The organism is Ralstonia sp. A12, assembly GCF_000801955.1.
GTDB lineage: Bacteria > Pseudomonadota > Gammaproteobacteria > Burkholderiales > Burkholderiaceae > Ralstonia.
This window is the reverse complement of sequence record NZ_JSZO01000006.1, coordinates 28311-48362: the sequence shown is the minus strand read 5'-3', so window position 1 is coordinate 48362 and position 20052 is coordinate 28311. Positions and strand designations below refer to the sequence as shown.

At 62.3% G+C, this 20052-nt stretch carries 18 protein-coding genes; 17 read left to right on the top strand and 1 reads right to left on the bottom strand.

Annotated features, from left to right (window positions below; genetic code table 11):
• Positions 1-26 precede the first annotated feature (26 nt).
• From cyoA to PI87_RS09225, 6 genes are all read left to right on the top strand, one after another.
• Positions 27-1085: a ubiquinol oxidase subunit II gene (gene cyoA / locus PI87_RS09250; protein ID WP_039597427.1), complete on the top strand. Its 1059-nt coding sequence runs from the start codon at positions 27-29 to the stop codon at positions 1083-1085.
• Positions 1086-1165: 80 nt separating this feature from the next.
• On the top strand, positions 1166-3169 hold the full coding sequence (cyoB, locus tag PI87_RS09245) for a cytochrome o ubiquinol oxidase subunit I (protein WP_039597426.1): 2004 nt from the start codon (positions 1166-1168) through the stop codon (positions 3167-3169).
• A complete protein-coding gene (gene cyoC / locus PI87_RS09240) occupies positions 3162-3818 on the top strand; it encodes a cytochrome o ubiquinol oxidase subunit III (protein WP_039597425.1) in 657 nt (218 codons plus the stop codon). The genes cyoB and cyoC overlap by 8 nt, the downstream gene beginning before the upstream one ends.
• The gene (gene cyoD, locus PI87_RS09235) at positions 3815-4246 is read left to right on the top strand and encodes a cytochrome o ubiquinol oxidase subunit IV (protein WP_039597424.1); all 432 of its coding nucleotides are present in this window, start codon (positions 3815-3817) and stop codon (positions 4244-4246) included. Before cyoC ends, cyoD begins: the two co-directional genes overlap by 4 nt.
• Positions 4247-4254: 8 nt before the next feature.
• A complete protein-coding gene (locus PI87_RS09230) occupies positions 4255-4680 on the top strand; it encodes a GNAT family N-acetyltransferase (RefSeq protein WP_039597423.1) in 426 nt (141 codons plus the stop codon).
• Between the two features lie 91 nt (positions 4681-4771).
• Positions 4772-5107 (top strand): hypothetical protein, encoded by a 336-nt coding sequence (locus PI87_RS09225; RefSeq protein WP_039597422.1) that lies wholly within the window; start codon positions 4772-4774, stop codon positions 5105-5107.
• 4 nt (positions 5108-5111) lie between these two features.
• Here PI87_RS09225 and PI87_RS09220 read toward each other — a convergent pair whose 3' ends face one another.
• Complete coding sequence (locus tag PI87_RS09220) at positions 5112-6008, bottom strand: LysR family transcriptional regulator (RefSeq protein ID WP_039597421.1); 897 nt, start codon at positions 6006-6008, stop codon at positions 5112-5114.
• Positions 6009-6125: 117 nt separating this feature from the next.
• Between PI87_RS09220 and PI87_RS09215 the strand changes: the two genes are divergently transcribed.
• The 11 genes from PI87_RS09215 (at position 6126) to PI87_RS09165 (ending at position 20039) form a co-directional block, all read left to right on the top strand.
• Positions 6126-7877 (top strand): acyl-CoA dehydrogenase family protein, encoded by a 1752-nt coding sequence (locus tag PI87_RS09215; protein ID WP_039597420.1) that lies wholly within the window; start codon positions 6126-6128, stop codon positions 7875-7877.
• Positions 7874-9061 carry a CaiB/BaiF CoA transferase family protein gene (locus PI87_RS09210; protein WP_039597419.1) on the top strand — a complete coding sequence of 396 codons (1188 nt, stop codon included), beginning with the start codon at positions 7874-7876 and terminating at the stop codon, positions 9059-9061. The genes PI87_RS09215 and PI87_RS09210 overlap by 4 nt, the downstream gene beginning before the upstream one ends.
• Before the next feature lie 85 nt (positions 9062-9146).
• A complete protein-coding gene (locus PI87_RS09205; protein WP_039597418.1) occupies positions 9147-10544 on the top strand; it encodes an MFS transporter in 1398 nt (465 codons plus the stop codon).
• A 95-nt stretch (positions 10545-10639) separates the two neighbouring features.
• Entirely contained in the window at positions 10640-10834 is a 195-nt protein-coding gene (locus PI87_RS09200) for a hypothetical protein (protein ID WP_039597572.1), read from the top strand.
• A gap of 157 nt (positions 10835-10991) precedes the next feature.
• Positions 10992-11522 carry a sigma-70 family RNA polymerase sigma factor gene (locus tag PI87_RS09195; RefSeq protein WP_039597417.1) on the top strand — a complete coding sequence of 177 codons (531 nt, stop codon included), beginning with the start codon at positions 10992-10994 and terminating at the stop codon, positions 11520-11522.
• 153 nt (positions 11523-11675) lie between these two features.
• A complete protein-coding gene (locus PI87_RS09190; RefSeq protein WP_232313966.1) occupies positions 11676-13811 on the top strand; it encodes a TonB-dependent siderophore receptor in 2136 nt (711 codons plus the stop codon).
• Between the two features lie 301 nt (positions 13812-14112).
• Positions 14113-15492 (top strand): lysine N(6)-hydroxylase/L-ornithine N(5)-oxygenase family protein, encoded by a 1380-nt coding sequence (locus PI87_RS09185; RefSeq protein WP_084209921.1) that lies wholly within the window; start codon positions 14113-14115, stop codon positions 15490-15492.
• A complete protein-coding gene (locus tag PI87_RS09180) occupies positions 15489-16745 on the top strand; it encodes an MFS transporter (protein ID WP_052321464.1) in 1257 nt (418 codons plus the stop codon). The genes PI87_RS09185 and PI87_RS09180 overlap by 4 nt, the downstream gene beginning before the upstream one ends.
• Positions 16735-17331, top strand: coding sequence for a GNAT family N-acetyltransferase (locus tag PI87_RS09175; protein ID WP_039597416.1), 597 nt, complete (start codon positions 16735-16737; stop codon positions 17329-17331). Before PI87_RS09180 ends, PI87_RS09175 begins: the two co-directional genes overlap by 11 nt.
• Positions 17332-17346: 15 nt before the next feature.
• Complete coding sequence (locus PI87_RS09170) at positions 17347-19224, top strand: IucA/IucC family protein (RefSeq protein WP_039597415.1); 1878 nt, start codon at positions 17347-17349, stop codon at positions 19222-19224.
• Positions 19221-20039, top strand: a complete 819-nt coding sequence (locus PI87_RS09165) for a siderophore ferric iron reductase (protein WP_039597414.1) — start codon at positions 19221-19223, stop codon at positions 20037-20039. Before PI87_RS09170 ends, PI87_RS09165 begins: the two co-directional genes overlap by 4 nt.
• The last annotated feature ends 13 nt before the right edge of the window (positions 20040-20052 follow it).

The following is a 20052-nucleotide window of genomic DNA, read 5'->3' as shown; positions in this document are numbered from 1 at the left end:
GTTAACCAGACGCCACTTCCGAGACCATGCCACGCTTCGATACAGCGGTGACGTCCCTTCAGGTAACGGGAAAGTCGCTTTTGAGAAGTGCCGCAATCACCGCCTTGGTGAGTCTTGCGGGATGCAGCAACGCCGTGCTGTTGTCGCCGGCTGGCGATATGGCAGTGCGACAGCGGGACCTGATCATCATCGCCACATGCCTCATGTTGCTGATCATCGTGCCCGTGATCTTTCTCACGCTGCTGTTTGCTTGGCGATATCGGGAAAGCGCCAAGAACGCCCCCTACAACCCGGAGTGGGACCATTCCACGGTGCTGGAACTGGCAATCTGGGCCGCGCCGCTGTTGATCATCATCACGCTGGGTGCAGTCACCTGGGTCAGCACCCATCAACTCGATCCGTACCGGCCGCTGACACGGCTGGATGAAGGCCGCCCGGTTGCTGCGGACACCAAGCCGCTCATCGTGGAAGTGGTAGCGCTGGACTGGAAGTGGCTGTTCCTCTATCCCGAGCAGGGCATTGCTACTGTCAACGAACTGGCGGCACCGGTGGATCGTCCGATCGCGTTCCGGATCACGGCAACCTCGGTCATGAATGCGTTCTTCGTGCCGTCTCTGGCGGGCATGGTCTACGCGATGCCGGGCATGGAAACCAAGCTGCACGCAGTCATCAACCAGCTTGGCGTGTATGACGGGTTTTCATCGAACTACAGCGGCGCGGGCTTCTCGCACATGCGGTTCAAGTTCCACGGCCTGTCCAATGAGGATTTCGATCACTGGGTCCAGCAGGTCAAGTCCTCGGGCACGCCGCTGTCGAAGGACGCCTACCGGACGCTGGCCAAGCCCAGCGAAAGCGAGCCGGTACAACGCTATGCCAGCGTGGCGCCGAACCTTTACGACCTGATCCTGAATCGCTGCGTGGATGGCCAGGGGTGCCGGGGGGACACCATGGCGCGTAACCGCAGTGGCAACGCGGGCCGGTTTGATCCGACAGCGGAAATCTGCACTGCGAGTAACACGGCAGATGCCATGCCAATCTTTGCACCGGATGTCGCCTTGAACGACAACCGACGGCTGTTGCAGTAGCGCACGACCCTGCGCCCCTTTGACGTTTTTCGCCAATCTTGATCGGCCACCATTGATCAACACAGGCCCAGGTGACAACCATGCCCGAGCGCTCCGAACTCGCCAACATGATCTTTGGCCGTCTATCGTGGGAGGCCATTCCGTATCACGAGCCGATCCTGCTCGCCACCTTCGCGGTCGTTGCCATTGGCGGCCTGGTGGTGGTGGGCGCACTGACGTACTTCCGCGTCTGGGGCTACCTGTGGCGTGAGTGGTTCACCAGCATCGACCATAAGAAGATCGGCATCATGTACATCGTGCTGGGCATCGTGATGCTGCTGCGCGGCTTTGCAGATGCCGTGATGATGCGGATGCAGCAGGCGGTGGCGTTTGGCGACAATGCTGGCTTCCTGCCGCCGCATCACTACGACCAGATCTTCACCGCGCACGGTGTGATCATGATCTTCTTCGTGGCCATGCCGCTGGTCACCGGCCTGATGAACTTTGTCATGCCGCTGCAGATCGGCGCGCGCGACGTGGCGTTTCCGTTCCTCAACAACTTCAGTTTTTGGATGACCACGGGCGGTGCCATCCTGGTGATGATGTCGTTGTTTGTGGGCGAGTTCGCGCGCACCGGCTGGCTGGCGTATCCGCCGTTGTCGGGCATCCTGGCGAGCCCCGATGTCGGGGTGGATTACTACATCTGGGCACTACAGGTGGCAGGGGTCGGTACGGTGTTATCGGGCATCAACCTGCTCGTGACCATCGTCAAGATGCGCGCGCCGGGCATGACGCTGATGCGCATGCCGATCTTCACGTGGACGGCGCTGTGCACCAACGCACTGATCGTTGCCGCCTTTCCGGTGTTGACGGCGGCGCTCACGCTGCTGGCCCTGGACCGCTATGCCGGCACCAATTTCTTCACGATCGATCAGGGCGGCAGCGCGATGATGTACGTGAACCTGATCTGGATCTGGGGCCACCCCGAGGTCTACATCCTGGTGCTGCCGGTGTTTGGTGTGTTCTCGGAAGTGGTGGCCACGTTCTCGCGCAAGCGGTTGTTCGGGTATGCGTCGATGGTCTATGCGACGGTCGTGATCACGGTGCTGTCGTATCTGGTCTGGTTGCACCACTTCTTCACGATGGGGTCGGGTGCCAGCGTCAATTCGTTCTTCGGGATCACGACGATGATCATCTCGATCCCGACTGGGGCGAAGATCTTCAACTGGCTGTTCACGATGTACCACGGCAAGATCCGCTTCGAGCCGCCGATGCTGTGGACGGTTGGGTTCATGGTCACGTTTGCCATTGGCGGCATGACCGGTGTGCTGCTGGCGGTGCCGCCGGCAGATTTCTCGTTGCACAACAGCCTGTTCCTGATTGCCCACTTCCACAACGTGATCATCGGTGGCGTGCTGTTTGGGCTCATGGCGGGTATTTCGTACTGGTTCCCCAAGGCGTTCGGTTACCGGCTGGTGTCGTCGTGGGGCAAGGCCTCGTTCTGGTTCTGGTTCATCGGCTTCTACTTCGCGTTCATGCCGCTGTACTGGCTGGGCATGCGCGGTGTGACCCGCCGCATGAGCCATTTCGACGATCCGTCGTTGCAGATCTGGTTCCAGCTCGCTGCATTTGGCGCGTTGCTGATCGCCATCGGCATTGCGTGCTTCCTGATCCAGCTCGTGGTCAGCTTCATGCGCCGTGAGGAATTGCGCGACACGACCGGCGACCCGTGGAATGGCCGTACGCTGGAGTGGTCGACCTCGTCACCGCCGCCGCAGTACAACTTCGCGTTCACGCCGCTCGTGCACGATTCCGATGCCTGGTGGCAGATGAAGCAATACGGCTACCAGCGCCCGCAGGAAGGCTTCATTCCGATCCACATGCCGAAGGGCACAGCTGCGGGCATCCTGCTGGCGGGCCTGTCCACGCTGTGCGGCTTTGCGCTGATCTGGCACATCTGGTGGTTGGCCGCGGCGTCGTTCGCGGCCACGATCCTCTCGGCAATCATCCACACCTTCAACTACAAGCGCGACTACTACATCCCGGCGGAAGATGTGATCCGCACCGAAGCATCGCGCACTCAACTGATGGCAGGCCATGGCTGATACGACCGCACCCCTGCATGCGAGCGGCACCATCAACGCGGATGGCATCCCGCCGGGTGGCTACCAGTTCCACCTGACTGAAGAACATCACGTGCCCAACGGCACGCTGCTCGGGTTTTGGATCTACCTGATGAGCGACTGCCTGATCTTCGCGTGCCTGTTCGCCGCCTATGGCGTGCTGGGCCGCGAATACGCGGGCGGGCCGACCGGGGCGGAGCTGTTCGAACTGCCGCTGGTGGCGCTGAACACGTCATTCCTGCTGCTGTCTTCCATCACGTATGGCTTTGCGATGCTGCAGATGCAGCAGAGCAAGGTCGCGCCCATGCAGATCTGGCTGGTCATCACATGGCTGTTCGGCGCGGCGTTCCTGGCGGTGGAGCTTTATGAGTTCGCGCACCTGATTCACGAGGGGGCGGGGCCGCAGCGTAGCGCGTTCCTGACCTCGTTCTTTTCGCTGGTCGGCACGCACGGGCTGCACGTGACGTTCGGCCTGATCTGGCTGATCGTGCTGATGCTGCAGGTGTCGCAGCACGGACTGATTGCCGCCAACAAGCGCCGGCTGATGTGCCTGTCGATGTTTTGGCACTTTCTGGACGTCGTCTGGATCGGCGTCTTCACCTTCGTCTACCTGATGGGAACGCTGCGATGAGCACGCACGACCAAACGATGCATGGCCACGGCGATGGCCACGACCACGGCCACCATCACGAGGACGAGGCCGGGCCGCACGCCACGCTGGGTGGCTACCTGACAGGGTTCGTGCTGTCTGTCTTCCTGACGGCGATTCCGTTCTGGCTGGTGATGGGCAACGTGTTCGATAAATCATCGACCACGGCTGTGGCGATCCTGCTGATCGGTGCGGTGCAGATCGTGGTGCACATGATCTACTTCCTGCACATGAACGCGAAGTCCGAGGGCGGCTGGAACATGCTGTCGCTGATGTTTACGCTCGTGCTGGTGGTCATTACACTCAGCGGCTCGCTCTGGGTGATGTACCACCTGAACACCAACATGATGCCGCACATGCGGCCGATGACGGAGTCGGGCAGCGCGATCCTGCCACCACGGACCCAGTAGAACCGCGTATGCAAGCTCCAGACATCATCGTCACAGACAAGGCTGACGACCAGGCGATCAAGATCATCGGCGACGGCCTGAACCACTTCAACGATGCCCATGTTGGCTATGGCGACCGGCAACCGCTGGCCGTGCTGGTGCGTGATCCACAGAGCGGCGAGATCGTTGGTGGTGCGAGTGGGCGGACGTCACTGGGTCTGCTATTTCTCGACCTGTTCCATTTGCCGGAGACATTGCGCGGCAAGGGTATTGGTACGGAGGTGCTACGCAGGTTCGAGGAAGAGGGGCGGCGCCGTGGTTGCCGCTCTGCAGTGCTCTACACGATCAGCTTCCAGGCGCCGGCGTTCTACGAGCGCAATGGATGGGTGCGGTTTGGCGATGTGCCATGCGACCCACCCGGTACCAGCCGGGTGTTCCTGAGTAAAGCGCTGTGATGTCGTAGCGCTTGTTGGGCATTTGCCTGGGCGAGAAACTCCAGCACAATGCGCTTCGCACGCATCGCCCAACCAGCAAGGGGACCCATCCATGCACAAGGCATTCGCAGCGCTCATGCTTGCGCTCGCATCTGGCGCCATCCACGCCGCAGACGTCACCGTTCGCACTGAAAACTACCCGCGCCCGCCATACTCCGGCGCCACGTATTACATCTACGAGCGCGATGGGCAGACCATCTGCACCAAGCTTCAGGTCTGCAACAAGTATGACCAGTGCGACACAAAGTACGTGAAGGGCAGCTACAAGGATGAGCTCGACGTCGAGACCGGCGATCCGTACGGCAAGACCGACGCCGTGGTGATCGGCAAGGAGAAGCTGGCCAAGCACGTGTGCCTGACGAAGTTCAAGCTGACCGGCCAACCCTGAGCGTTCAGGGCTTTACGTTCTCTCGCGCGGCTGCTTCGAGGTATTCGAGAAAGCGGCTCGCTACCGGCTCCGCATCGCCCGTGCGCCGCAGTGACAGCACGGGCGATTCTTTTTTTCTGCCGGCCAGCGGCACGAAGCTGACGCGCGCATCACCAGCGTGTTGCAGCGTCTTGGGCACGAGTGCCACACCCATGCCGAACCCCACCATCGTCACCACGGTTTGCCACAGCCGCGTCTCGTGGCGGATGACGGGGCTGAAGCCGGCATCCACGCACAGCGCGATGATCAGGTCGTGATAGTGCGGCGATACGGTGCGCGGAAAGAGGATGAACGGCTCCTGTGCCAGCGCATCCAGTTCCAGGCTCTTGCGGCGGGCCAGCGCGTGGCCGGCGGGCAGGCAGGCGACGAAGGGCTCGGAGAAGATCGGCGTGGAAACGACGTCTGCAGGGAAGGTGCCCCAGTAGGCGCAGCCCAGGTCGATCTGCTGGCGCTGGATGGCCTGGACCTGCTCGCCGGTGTTCATCTCGCGCAGGATGATCTCCACCGCCGGGTGATCGGCCTCAAAGCGTTCCACCGCACGGGGCAGGCCGCGATACAGCATCGAATTGACGAAGCCCACACGCAGCCGCCCGGCCAACCCGTGTGCGGAGCGCTGTGTGATGCGTTCAACCTCCGCGGCTTGCTGCAGCAGCTTGCGGGCCTCGTCCAGCAGCACTTGCCCGGCGTTGGTGAGCGCCACGCTTTTGTTGGTGCGTGCGAGCAGTTGCACGCCTAGCTGCTCCTCGAACTTGCGGATGTCGAAGCTGAGCGCCGGCTGCGAGATGAACAACCGCTGTGCCGCGCGCCCAAAGTGCAGTTCTTCCGCCACGGCAACGAAATAGCGCAGCTGTTTCAGGTCCATGGCGGTCTCGCTCAACGATAAGAGTTGTTTATCGTACAGGATAAAAGCTGTATTGGACGATTATCGATGGCGTTCCTATGCTGGCCGGACAACACAGGAGACAGCGAGGCCATCCGCATGAACGACATCGCCCGCGAGCCATTGATTGGCCACCAGAACATCCCCGACAGCCGGGGTATCAATTTCTTCCACGTCGATCCGGATCTCGCGCGGCTGCTGCGGCTGTATCTGGGTGATGCGCAGTACCGCGCGCTGGAACCGCAGCTCAAGTCGCTCGGCCTGCGGGCTTCGGACGAACTCGACGCCTGGGCCATCAACGCTGACCACAACCCGCCGCAACTGCGCCACCGTACCCGCCGCGGCGAGGCGCTGCAGAGCATCGACAAGCATCCCGACTATGTAGCGCTCGAGCGTGTGGCCTATGCCGAACTTGGTCTTGCATCAATGAGCCATGTGGGCAACGCGCCGCCGCCGCTGGTCAAATATGCGCTCACGTATCTCTTTGTGCAGGCCGAGTTTGGCCTGTGCTGCCCGGTCAGCATGACGGATTCGCTTACGCGCACACTGCGCAAGTTTGGCGATCCGGGGTTGGTGGCGCGCTATCTGCCGATGCTGGCGTCGCGTGACTTTGACGTGCTGTACCAGGGCGCGATGTTCATGACCGAACAGGCCGCCGGCTCGGACGTTGCCCGCATCGCCACGCGTGCCGCGCGGGAAACCGCACCCGACGGCACCCAAACGTGGCGTCTGTACGGCGACAAATGGTTCTGCTCCAACGCCGATGCCGACCTTGCCATGGTGCTGGCCCGCCCGGATGGCGCGCCGCCGGGTATCAACGGTCTGGCGCTGTTCCTTCTGCCCAAGACGTTGCGAGATGGCTCGCGCAACCACTACCGCATCGTCCGCCTGAAGGACAAGCTCGGCACGCGCTCGATGGCCAGCGGCGAGATTGTTCTCGAAGGCGCCACCGCCTACCTGATTGGCGAGATCGGCCGTGGCTTCCATCAGATGGCCGACATGATCAACATGTCGCGCCTGTCGAACGGTGTGCGCGCCGCTGGGCTGATGCGTCGCGCAACCACCGAAGCGCTGCACATCGCGCGCAACCGCGAAGCCTTCGGCCGCAAGCTGATCGACATGCCGCTCATGCAGCGCCAGCTCCTGAAGATGCTGCTGCCCACCGAGCAGGCGCGTTCAATGTTCATGCAGATTGCGCAGCTGCTGCCGCTGGCCGATGCGGGTGATGCGCAGGCCGCGAAGTGCGTGCGCATCTTGACGCCACTCATCAAGTTCCGCGCCTGCCGCGATGCGCGCCGCGTGACCGGCGATGCGATGGAAGTGCGCGGCGGCACCGGCTACATCGAAGAGTGGAGCGACGCGCGCCTCGTGCGCGATTCCCATCTCGGTTCGATCTGGGAAGGCACGAGCAACATCGTCGCGCTCGACATCGCCCGTGCCGTGAAGCGTGAAGGCGCGCTGGAACCGCTGCGTGCGTATCTGTCGGGTCTGCTCGATGGCGTCACGCTGCCGACGCAAAGCGATGCGCTGCTGCGCGCCACGCTCGACCGCGTGTGCCACACGATCGCCAAGGTGGCGGAAGAGGGCAGCGACCAGCTCGTGCGTCAGGCGGGCTCCGCGCTGTATCACATCACCACGGCGATCTTCATGGCAGTGGAGGGCGTGCGTCTTGCGCCGGATCATCGCCGCTTGGCGCTGGCGTATCTGGTGCTGCGTCACAAGTTGCTGCCCGCCGATCCGCTGGCCTTGCCCGAGAGCGACGATGCATTGCTGTTCGATGCGCTCGTCAAACAGCGCGAGGTGTCGTTCGCGCTCGCCATGCAGGCGCTGCCGGACGGAGGCGTGCAATGAGTGCGGTGGACGGGGCATTGCACGGTCTGAAGGTCATCGACCTGAGCCGCGTGCTCGGCGGGCCGTACTGCACACAGGCCCTGGCCGATCACGGCGCACAGGTCATCAAACTGGAGCCACCTGTCGGCGACGAGACCCGCACCTGGGGCCCGCCGTTCGATGAGAGCGACACCGCGTGGTACTTCAACGGCGTCAACCGCAACAAGCTCGGCATCTCCGTCGACCTGTCGTGCGACGAGGGCCGCGCCGTGCTCTGGCAATTGCTGGAAGACGCCGATGTGCTGGTCGAGAACTTCAAGCCTGGCACGTTGGCGCGCTGGGGCATGGATTTCGAACGCGATCTGCAACCGCGTTTTCCGCGCTTGATCCACTGCGCAGTCTCAGGCTTCGGCCCGGACGGCCCGTTGGGCGGGTTACCCGGCTATGACGCTGCGATCCAGGCCATGGCCGGCCTGATGAGCGTCAATGGCGAACGCGATGGCGGCCCGATGCGCGTTGGTCTGCCGATCGTCGATATGGTGACGGGGCTCAACGCACTGGCCGGCATTCTGTTGGCACTGGCCGAGCGCGAGAAGAGCGGGCGCGGGCAATCGATCGACATTGCACTGTACGACTGCGGCGTGTCACTGCTGCATCCGCATCTGCCCAATTACTTCGGCTCGGGCAAGGTGCCGCAGCGCAGTGGCAATGCGCACCCGAACATCACGCCGTACGACAGCTACCAGACTGGCACCGCGCCGATCTTCCTGGCCGTGGGCAATGACCGCCAGTTCGCCAAGCTGTGTGCGCATATCGGCGTGCCAGCGTTGGCTGAAGACGCGCGCTTTGCCGACAACCGCAGCCGTTGCGCGCATCGCCCGGAGCTCAAGCAGGCGCTGGAGGCGCAACTGGCGCGCTTTGATTGCGAGACGCTTGCGCAAGACCTGATCCGCGGCGGCGTGCCGTGCGGGCCCGTGCAGAGCGTCGACGTGGTGGCGCGCCACCCGCATACGCTGCATCGGCAGATGGTGGTCGAGCTGGGCGAGTACCGCGGTACGGGATCGCCGATCAAGCTGTCGCGCACGCCGGCCACGTATCGCAATGCGCCGCCTGCGCTGGGTGCCGATACCGATGCCGTGCTGGCCTCGCTCGGCATTGACGCAGACACCCGGCAGCGCTTGTTCGAGGCCGGCGTTCTGAAATGAAATGAACTGAAGCGGATTCACCGCAACAAGGCAGACGGCCCGACAGAGGCCGCGCCAAACCGGCAGTACCACCAAGGAGACCAACATGCCTCACCAGCCCGCGCCCCAGACCGCGAACCTGCAGCCGCGTCGCGCTGCGGTTGCCGCGTTCATCGGCACCACCATCGAGTGGTACGACTTCTACATCTACGGGCTTGCCGCCGCGCTCGTCTTCGGCAAGGTGTTTTTCTCGAAGACGCTGGACCCAGGCGTTGCCACCTTGCTGTCGTTCGTGACGCTGTGGGCCGGTTTTGCTGCGCGGCCCATCGGTGGGATCATCTTCGGCCACCTGGGCGACAAGATCGGCCGCAAGACCACGCTGATCATCACGCTCATCCTGATGGGGTTGGCTACGATGGGCATTGGCCTGTTGCCCACCTATGCGCAGATCGGCATGTGGGCACCGGTGGGGCTCGTGGTGCTGCGTGTGATTCAGGGCGTGGCCGTGGGCGGCGAGTGGGGCGGTGCGGTGCTGATCGCCAGCGAGAGCGCACCCAAGCGCAAGAGCATCCTGTACTCCGCGTTTGCGCAGCAGGGCTCGCCCACGGGCAACCTGCTGGCGACGGTGGTGTTCTTCGTGTTGAGCGCGTTGCCGACACCGCAGTTCATGCTGTGGGGCTGGCGCGTGCCGTTCCTGCTGTCGGCGCTGCTGGTGATCGTGGGCATGGTCATCCGCCTGAAGCTGGAAGAATCCGATGACATGAAGCGCGTGCTGGCGCAGAAGAAGACCGTCAAGCTGCCGCTCAAGGATGTGGTGCGTGACCACTGGGGCCTGGTGCTGCTGGGTGCCGGCACGCTGCCGCTCATTCACGTGACCTACCTGAAGAGCAACTTCGCGTTGGCGTGGGCTACGAAGGAACTCGGCTACGCGCAGGACACCTTCCTCGGCATCATTGCGATTGCGCTGGTAGTGCAGTTCATCACGCAGCCTCTGGGCGCGTGGCTGGTCTCGCGCATGGACATGCGCCGCGCGATCTGCCTGATGGTGCTGCCCGAGTTCCTGCTCATGCCGGTGATGTTCTATGCCATCGAGACCAAGGTGTACTGGATTGCGCTGCTCGGCATGTGCCTGGCGACGATTCCGCATTCCATGTTCTACGGCGCCATCGGCGGCATCCTGGCGCGCGTGTTCCCGACGCGCATCCGCTATACGGGGCTCTCGCTGGCGTATCAGTTGTGTTCGCTAGTGGTGGGCGGTGGCACGCCGGTGTTCGCGCAGTGGATGCTCAACAGCACGGGCAACATCGTAGGCGTGGCGGTGTCGTCAGCGCTGTATGCGCTGGTGTCATTGGCGTGCACGCTGGTGCTGCTCAACCGCACGGGGTATCGCGCCGATGAACTCTCCACTGCTGAGCGCGCCGACGCAATGGACTTGGGGCAGGGTGACGCCGATGCCCCTCGCGCACCTGCCGCACCCGTCGGCAAGCCTGTCGCAGCAGTCTGAGCGCGGCTTCCTACGCGAAACGTGCGGTGGCGCGCCTGCCGCACGTTCCCTACGATGACAAGGCAAGCCATACGCAGACAACAGGGAAGCGTGCCATGTCCATCTTTGACGAGAACGAGCACCGCGAGGCCTTCTGGGAAACCGTGCGCCAGGCCATCGAGGCGCGCGAGCAGGCCGATGAAGCACGGCGCGCCGGCCGGCTGACCGGGCTGGCGATCGGTCTTTCGGTGGCTGCGCTGGCCATTGCCCTGATGGCGTGGCGGCATCGCTCTACCGACGATGCGGCTTAAGGGCGTCTTGCCGCAGGGCGCCCATTCTTAGCACTCCCTTTTGAATCCCCGTTTGCAAACAGGGTTGCTCGACTCATAAAATGAGAATGATTCTCATTTGTATGGGCGCTATCTGACCATGTAGGCGTGCGCGTCCGGTCCATTTCCGGGAGCCCGCATGCCGGCCGTTCAGCCCAATCCGCTGCACGACATCGAGACGCGTATTGATTCGCTTTACGTTTGCCACAGCGATTGGCTGTTCGCGTGGCTGCGCAAGAAGCTTGCGTGTCCGGAAGAGGCGGCGGATGTGCTGCACGACACCTTCATGCGCGTACTGGCTTTGCCCGATGCGTTGCGTGAGGTACGCGAGCCGCGTGCTTATCTGACGACTACCGCCAAGCACCTGATGATCGATCGTGCGCGCCGGCGGCGTGTCGAATGTGCCTGCCTGGATGAGCTGACGCTGCGATGCGAACAGTTTGGTCATGCGCCATCGCCCGAGCAGCACATGGCCCAGGCCCAGACGCTGCAGCACACCAGTGCGATGCTGGAGACGCAGTCACCCAGCGCGCGCGAGGCGGTTCGCCTGCGCTATGTCGAAGGGCAATCGCATGCGTGCATTGCCGAGCAGCTTGGCAAGTCGACACGCATGGTGCGCAAGTACCTCGTGCAGGCGGTTGAGCGTTGCGCGACGTGCGCGATGCCCTGATCGAAAAAAGTTCCGAAGCCGGTTCCGCTTTTGCAGTGTGGATCGTCGATGGGTGTGGAAACCACACGCATCTTCCAACACACCATGCCAAAGCACACCAACACAACAACGGTTTTTCCATCTGAAACGACTTGCCGTACGACGCTGCGCCCCATGGCGCTCGCTGCACGGCTGACTTGCGCAGTGCTGCTGGGGGCCGCACTGCCAACGCATGTGATAGCGCAGAGTACTACCAGCGAGGTCAGCGCCACGCTGCCCACCGCCACGGTGGTCGGCCGAGGCGAGACCGCTCAGAGCCCCGGCAAGGGCTTCGTTGCCAAGCAAAGCTCGGCAGGCACCAAGACTGATACGCCGATCATCGAGACGCCGCAATCGATCTCCGTGATCACGCAGCAGCAGCTTGAAGACCAGCGGCCACGCGGCTTGTCGGAGGCGCTCAACTATACGTCGGGTGCGTTTACGGGGCTGGTCGGGGCAGCCAACCGGTATGACTACGTCGCGCTGCGCGGCTTCAACGACGCCAGCGTCAACAACGCGCTGCTCGACGGCCTGAGCCTGCAGGGGGATCAAGGCAGCTATAGCTCGTTCCAGATCGATCCGTACTTCCTGCAACGTATTGATGTACTCAAGGGGCCTGGCTCGGTTCTGTTTGGGCGTGCTTCGCCGGGTGGGGTCGTCTCACTCGTCAGCAAAAAGCCGCTGTTCCAGCCGTATCACGAAGTCGAGTTCACGGTGGGCAACCGCAATCGTGTTGAGGGGGCGTTCGATATCTCCGGGCCGGTGGACCAGAACGGCGTGATGGCCTTTCGTGTGACCGGTCTGGCGCGTGGCATGGACTCGCAGTTCCAGCACGTGCGTGAGCAGCGCTTTGCCATCGCACCGTCGCTGGCCATCAACTTCACGCCCAACACGCACCTGTTGCTGCAGGCCTATCTGCAGCACGATCCGGAAGGTAGTTTCAACAGTGGCGTGCCGGCGGAGGGCAGCCTCTTCCCACGCAACGGCCGCACGATCTCGCGCTACTTCTTCGATGGCGACCCGACGGTCGAAAAATTCCGCCGTACCGAGCGCATGGTGGGCTACCAGTTCGAGCACGCGTTCAATGACCAATGGACGGTGCGCCAGAACTTCCGCTACATATTCGGCGACGTACGTATGCGCCAGATCTACGGCTTCGGCTGGGCCGACGCGAACAACCTGACGCGCTACTACGCCGGTGCCAAGGAGGCCACGCACGCCTATACGGTCGATAACCAGCTCGAAGGCAAGTTCACGACCGGCTCCGTCAAGCACACGATGCTGGTCGGCCTGGACTACCAGAAGCGCCACGTCGATGGCTTCTGGGAATCCGGCAGTGCCGACCCGATCAATGCGTTTAATCCGGTCTATGGCAATCCGGGCCTGACGGGCGTTTCTGCGGCGCCGATCGACCGCTGGCTTGAGCAGACCGGTGTGTACCTGCAGGACCAGATCGCTATTGACCGCTGGCGCTTTACGCTGGGTGTGCGTGAAGACCACGCCAAGGCATCCAACCTGTATGGCACGGGCACGCCTTCGGAGTGGAGCGGCTCGAAGTTCACCAAGCGCGCGGGCGTGGTCTACCTGTTCGACAACGGTATCGCGCCGTATTTCAGTTATGCCGATGGCTTCAACCCAAGCCTGCGCGCAGATCAACGTGGCAACCTGCTGCAGCCCGCAACGGCCAAACAGTTCGAGGCGGGTGTGCGCTATCAGCCGAAGGGTTCGAGCACGATGTTGTCGGCTGCCGTGTTCAACCTGGAGCAGGACAACGTCGCCAGTAAGCCGGTCAGCCAGATCTATTACGTGCCCACCGGCAAGATTCGTACGCGCGGGCTGGAGCTGGAGGCGCGCTCACAGGTGACGGACACCGTCTCGGTGCTAGCCAACTACACCTTCACGGACATGAAGTTCGTCGAATCGGCCGAGGGGTTCACGGGCAACACGCCGTACCAGGCGCCGCGTCATATGGCGTCGGTGTGGGGAGATTGGACCTTCATGCCCGGCTACACGGGGGGTGTGGGTGTGCGCTACGTTGGCACGAGCTACGGCGACAACGCCAACAGCTTCAAGGTGCCGCCGTACACGCTGGTCGACCTGATGCTGCGCATCGACCTCGCACGCTGGGACCCATCGCTCAAAGGCGCAAAGCTGCAATTGTCGGCTAAGAATATCTTTAACAAAACGTATGTGGCATCTTGCATGAACAGTAACTACTGTTATTGGGGTGATGCGCGCAATGTGATGGCAACCATTTCGTATCAGTGGTAATTTATATTTCTTAACGCAAGCATCATAATCTCCGTGTAGTATTGTGACTTAGCTTGTTGCCCAGCGGCTCTTTTTTGCAGTCGCTGGGCGGTTCAAAATCTGTCTCGATATCGCATTTGCGATATTCCATGATCCCTCAGCGGCCGGCACGCATCGGCCGTGATCAAAACCCCACCTGAATTCACCCAGCCTAGGCGCGGCCTGATGTCGCCAGCCGACGGGAGGCGTGCGCGCGCGATCGCGTGTTCGCCGGCTGGAGTCTTTTTGTCATCGCTTTTGTAAATCAGGAGGTTCAAACGTGATGGAATCAGATATTCATGACTTTATTGCCATTGGGTTAGGTCCATTTAATTTAAGCCTGGCGTGTCTGGCTGAGCCGATTGATGATCTGGATGGCGTATTTCTGGAACGTTCACCGGAATTCAACTGGCATCCTGGCATGCTGATTGATAACACCACATTGCAGAATCCATTCCTGGCGGATCTCGTCAGTTTGGCGGACCCGAAAAGCCGTTTCAGCTATCTGAATTACTGCAAGCAGGAAGGCAAGATCTATTCGTATTACTTCCGCGAGAACTTCTATCTGAGCCGGGCGGAATACAACCGCTACTGCAAGTGGGTCGTCGCGCAGCTCACCAGTGCGCGCTTCCACCACGACGTGCAGGCGCTGGCGTACGACGCGCAGCGTGGCTGCTACGTCGTCACCGGCTTCCGTGGCGCAGCGTGCGAGCCGTTTGAGGTGCGTGCGCGCAAGCTGGTGCTTGGGGTGGGGTCATCGCCGTCGTTCCCAGCGTGCGTGCGGCGCGATGGTCATCGCTACCTGCATACCGCTGACTACATCGACGTGCGCGAGTCGTTGCGCGAGAAACGCTCCATCACCATCGTCGGCAGCGGGCAGAGCGCGGCGGAGGTCTATTACGACCTGCTCAAGGAAAGTGACAAGCATGACTACCGCCTGGTCTGGATCACGCGTTCGCCGCGCTTCTTCCAGATGGAGACCACCAAGCTGACATTGGAGATGTTCTCGCCGGACTACATCGACCACTTCTACAGCCTGCCCGACGGCCGCAAGGACGACATCGTCCGCACGCAGGACAGCCTGTACAAGGGCGTGAACGCCAGCCTGATCAACCAGATCTACGACCTGCTCGACGACAAGCGCAAGGTGGGTGAACTGCGCACGCACCTGATCACCAATTGCGAGCTGCAAGCCTGCCGCCACGACGCCGCTACGGGCACCTACGAGATCGAGTTTCAGCAGGTCGACAGCGGTGCGCGTTATGCCCACCGCACAGAGGGGCTCGTGTTCGCCACCGGCTATGAGCAGAACGTCCCGGCGTTTCTCGACGGCATCCGCCACCGGCTGCGCTGGGATGCAAAGGGCCGTTACCAGCTCGCCCGCAACTACGCGGCAGACGTCAACGGCAACGAGATCTATGTGCAGAACGCGGGCCTGCACACGCACGGCGTGACCAATCAGGACATCGGCATGAGCTGCTATCGCAACTCGTACATCATCCGCGAGCTGACCGGCGTCGAGCACTACAAGATCGAACCACGCGTCGCCATCCAGGATTTCGCGATTCCGGCGACGCCGGAGTTCATTCCGCTGGTTGCCGAAAGGGCCGTCAACGAGAGCGTCGAAGACGCTGCGGAAGAGGCCGTCGAGGTGACCACATGACGCTGCGCAACACCATCATCCTGATGACGGTGTTTGCCGTCATCAGCGATGCGATCCTGATTCCGTTCTATCCGCAGTTCTTTGCGTCGCGCTATGGACTGGACAGCCCCGTGCATGTGGGCGCCTATGTGGCGGCCATCTCGATTGCCGTGATGTGCACGCTGCCAATCTGGGCGCGCGTGGCCAAACGCATCGAGCCGCTGTATTTGCTGGTCTACACGCAGTTTGCAGCGGGCACCTTCAGCCTGCTGAGCGACTGGGCCCCTGATGTGGTGACGTACTGGGTGCTGTCGATGCTGATGTTCATGTGCAAGAGCAGCTACCTGCTGATGTATCCGTACATGATGCGGCTCACGCCCAAGGAGCAGCACGCCGCTACGGTGGGCATCCTCTCGGTGGTGGTGCACTTTGGCGCCATCTTTGGTGCGGTGGTGGGCGGCCTCGTGCTGCAGACGTGGGGGCCGCGCGCCAGTATCGTCGCCATGGCTGCGGGCGATTTCTTCCAGATGGGCGTGTGCTTCTACCTGATCCGCAGCGGCAAGATCGTGCGCGTCAACTCGGGCGAGCATGCCGAGGCCGCCGCCGCGGAAGCGGCCAAGGTGCCACGCACCGGCTGGCGCGACCGCCTGCCGATCCTGCGCCTAGCGCTGGTGATGCTGGTGTTCGACTTCAGCGCGTATCTGATCCGCCCGTTTTTCTCGGTGTACTGGCAGCAGGTGTCGGGGCTCGACAGCGAGTTCGTTTCTGGCATGGCGTTTGCCATTCCGGGTGTGGTCGCCATCGCGGCGTTGCGCCTGCATGCGCGCATTCGTGCGCGCGGCGGTCAGTTGCCGGATCACACGGTGGGCAATCTGCTGCTTGGCATGGTGGGCCTGCTGCTGCATGCGGCGCCCAACCCAATGTTGATCGTGCTCGGGCGCGTGCTGTACGGCTGGGCGCTGTTCCAGATCATTGTGAAGCTGGAGGTGAACCTGTTCCGGCTGTCGACACCGCAGCGCTACGCGCACGATTACAGCATCACCAATTTCTTCCAGAACATGGGGGTGCTGCTGTCTTCGTTTGCAGCGGGGGCGATTGTCAATCGTTACGGGCTGCATCTGCCGTTCCTGCTGGCGGCTGGTGGCTTTGTGCTGACGGCGTTGCTCGACCGGCTGATCCTGAACGTGCCCAGCGCCAGCCACGCGGACAACGTGGACGAAGGGGGCAGGGCAGACGCACGCGCCAATCTGGAGGCGTCAGCCCATGCCAATTGATGCCCACACCATCCACCGCCGTGCTGACGCGGCAAGCGCGCCGTACACCGATGCCGAGGGCTTCACCTTCCACCTGCTGCGCATTCCGGAAGAGATCCCGACACTGCACCGCTGGTTCCAACCGGAGCGCGCATCGTTTTGGCTCATGCGCGACAAGACGGAAGTCGAGGTCGGTCAGGTCTACCAGGACTTGATGGGCTCTGGCTATGCCACCGCGTATCTCGTGTGGAAAGACGGCCGCCCGGCTTTCCTTGCCGAGTGCTACGACCCCGCGCACGACCGCATCCGCACGTTCTACGACGTGCAGCCCGGTGACCTCGGTATGCATATCTTCATCGGGCCAGCGGATGTGCGTATTGCCGGCTACACGCGCACCGTGTTCTTCGCCCTGATGCGCTTCATGTTCGAGCACCTGGGTGCGGCACGCATCGTGGTCGAGCCTGACGCCAACAACACACGCATCCACGCCATCAACCGCGCCGCCGGTTTCATCTACGACCGCAACGTCGCCTTTACCGAAAAGATCGCCAGCCTCGCTTTCTGCACCCGGCAGGATTTTGAACAGGCCACCACCACCATTGCCTAAGACCAAGGATTTCTCATGAACGTCACCATTCACAACCAGCTCTCCCAGCACCCGGCCCAGGCCGCTGCGCATCTCACGCCCGAAGTTTGGGCGCAGGCCAACCGCCTGCTGCTGCGCAAGGCGATTGCCGAATACGCGCACGAGCTCATCCTGGAGCCTGAGCACTTGCATGCCGCGGCCGACGGTTTCGCGCTGTACCAGGTGTTCTCCGATGACGGCAAGGTTTTCTACCAGTTTGAAGCGCAACAACTCGCGCTGCGTCATTGGTTTATCAAGCCGGAATCGATGCGCCGTCTGGTCGATGGCGCTGAGCAACCGCTCGACGCATTGCAATTCATCATCGAATGTCGCCAGCGCCTTGGCATCCGCGACGAGCTGCTCCCCATCTACCTTGACGAGATCAGCAGCACGCTGTTCGGCAGCGCCTTCAAGCGCATGAAGGCCGGCGCACCCAGCAGCGCGCAACTGGCCGAGGCCACTGACTTTCAGACCATCGAAGTCGCGATGATTGAAGGGCACCCTGGCTTCGTCGCCAACAATGGGCGGCTGGGCTTTACCTCTGTCGACTACCAAGCCTATGCGCCTGAAGCCGGCTCCGACATCCGCGTGATCTGGCTGGCCGTGCACAAAGACCACGCCACGCCGTCGACGCTGTCCACGCTCGACTACGCGCAAATGCTTGCCGAGGAGCTCGGGCAAAACACTCTGGATGACTTCACGCGCCAGGTGGCCGCCAAGGGCGTCGATCCGGCCGACTACCACTTCATGCCCGCGCACCCGTGGCAGTGGTTCAACAAGCTTTCCATCGCGTTTGCGGGCTACGTGGCCCAACGCAAGATCATCTGCCTTGACTACAGCGCCGACCACTACATCGCCCAGCAATCCATCCGCACGTTCTTCAACACGAGTGATCGCACCAAGCGCTACGTCAAGACATCACTGTCGATCCTGAACATGGGTTTCATGCGCGGGTTGTCGCCGTACTACATGTCGGGCACGCCGGCCATCAACGAGTTCATCAAGGGGCTGGTATCCGACGACGCTTTCCTGCGCGAGAACGGTTTCACCATCCTGCAGGAAGTGGCGGCCATCGGCTTCCGCAACTTCTACTATGAGGCGGCCATCCCGGTGGATACGCCGTACAAGAAGCAGTTCTCCGCACTGTGGCGCGAGAATCCGCTGCCGCTGCTCCAGCCGGGCGAGCGTTTGATGACGATGGCGGCACTGCTGCACGTCGACCGCGACGGCCACGCGCTGATGCCCGAGCTGATCCGCCGCTCGGGTCTGCCGGCACTTACCTGGATTCGCCAATACCTGCAGGCCTACCTGACGCCGCTGCTGCATTGTTTCTACGCCTACGAGCTGAGTTTCATGCCGCACGGCGAGAACCTCATCCTCGTGATGGACAACTACGTGCCCGTGCGCGCCATCATGAAAGACATTGCCGAGGAATGCGCCATCCTCGACATCAAGGCGCGCGAATGGCTGCCCGAGCGCGTACAGCGCCTGGCGGTGGAGGTGCCGGACAACTTCAAGCTGCTTGGCATCTTTATCGACGTGTTCGACGGTGTGCTGCGCCACATCAACCACGTGCTGGTGGAAAACGGCTGCTGCACCGAAGACCAGTTCTGGGGCGCCGTTGCTGACTGCGTGATCGACTATCAGGACACGCACCCAGAACATGCCGCCAAGTACGCGCATTACGACATGTTCGTACCGGAGTTCCAGCACTCTTGCTTGAACCGTCTGCAGCTCGGCAACAACGTGCAGATGGTGAACCTGGCGGACCCGGCATCGAGCCTGAAGATCGCCGGCAATCTGGTGAACCCCATCGCCAAGTTCCGTCGTGCGGAACAAGTTGTGCAGACCGAGGCGGCAGAAGCGGCTGCATGACAGACAGCACGTGCGCCCTCAGTAAAGACGCTGTGGAGCCGGGCTTCGCCTTGGTGCAAGCCTGGCGTCCATCGTCGGCCCTGAATCCGGGGCTTGCCCGCACGCTACGGCTGGCGCAAAGCGTCATCCCCAGCCTGCGCGGCGAGCAAGGTGGCGTGCCACCGGCCGATGCGCTGTGCCTCGGAAGCGACGCTGCGCTGCACGCACTGCGTGATCACTGGGCGCAGGCCTACCCCGAGGCGGGCGCGCTTTACCTTGCGCTGCGCTGTTGGGGCCTGGCGATCTGGCAACCGATCTATCTGTGCGTGATTGCCGTGCATCTGGAGGGCGCAGTGCCCCAACTGGCAGGTCTCGCACAGCCAGTGAAGACCGGTTTTCCCAGTGGTTTCCATTTGCCAGTGCATGCGCCCGTTGACGGCTCGTTTGTCGAGCGGACGGAAGCCGCGGCTGCCGAGATGCAAGCTTTCTGCAACGCGGTTCGCCGGGCGCTCAAGCCGCTGGTTGTGCTGCACGATCGCGCCGCAGATCGTCTGCAGGCCGAGTGTGTGCTCGGCGCATTGATGGCCGTGCGCGCCCACACGTCGTTATCCGACGCAGACGTGATTGCCATGGGAGAGGCCTGGCTGGCCAGTCTCGGTATTGCTGGCGGTTGCGGCTTCTTCGCTTACCGCGCACGCGACGGCACGCCCGCACTTGCGCTTGACCGCAAGGTCTGCTGCCACTACTTCCGTCGTCGCGACGGTGAGAAATGCAGCACCTGCCCGAAGCTCTCGCTCGATGCGCGCATCGCCTGCTTGCTGGCTGAGGCGTCGTAGCGCGCTTCTCCCC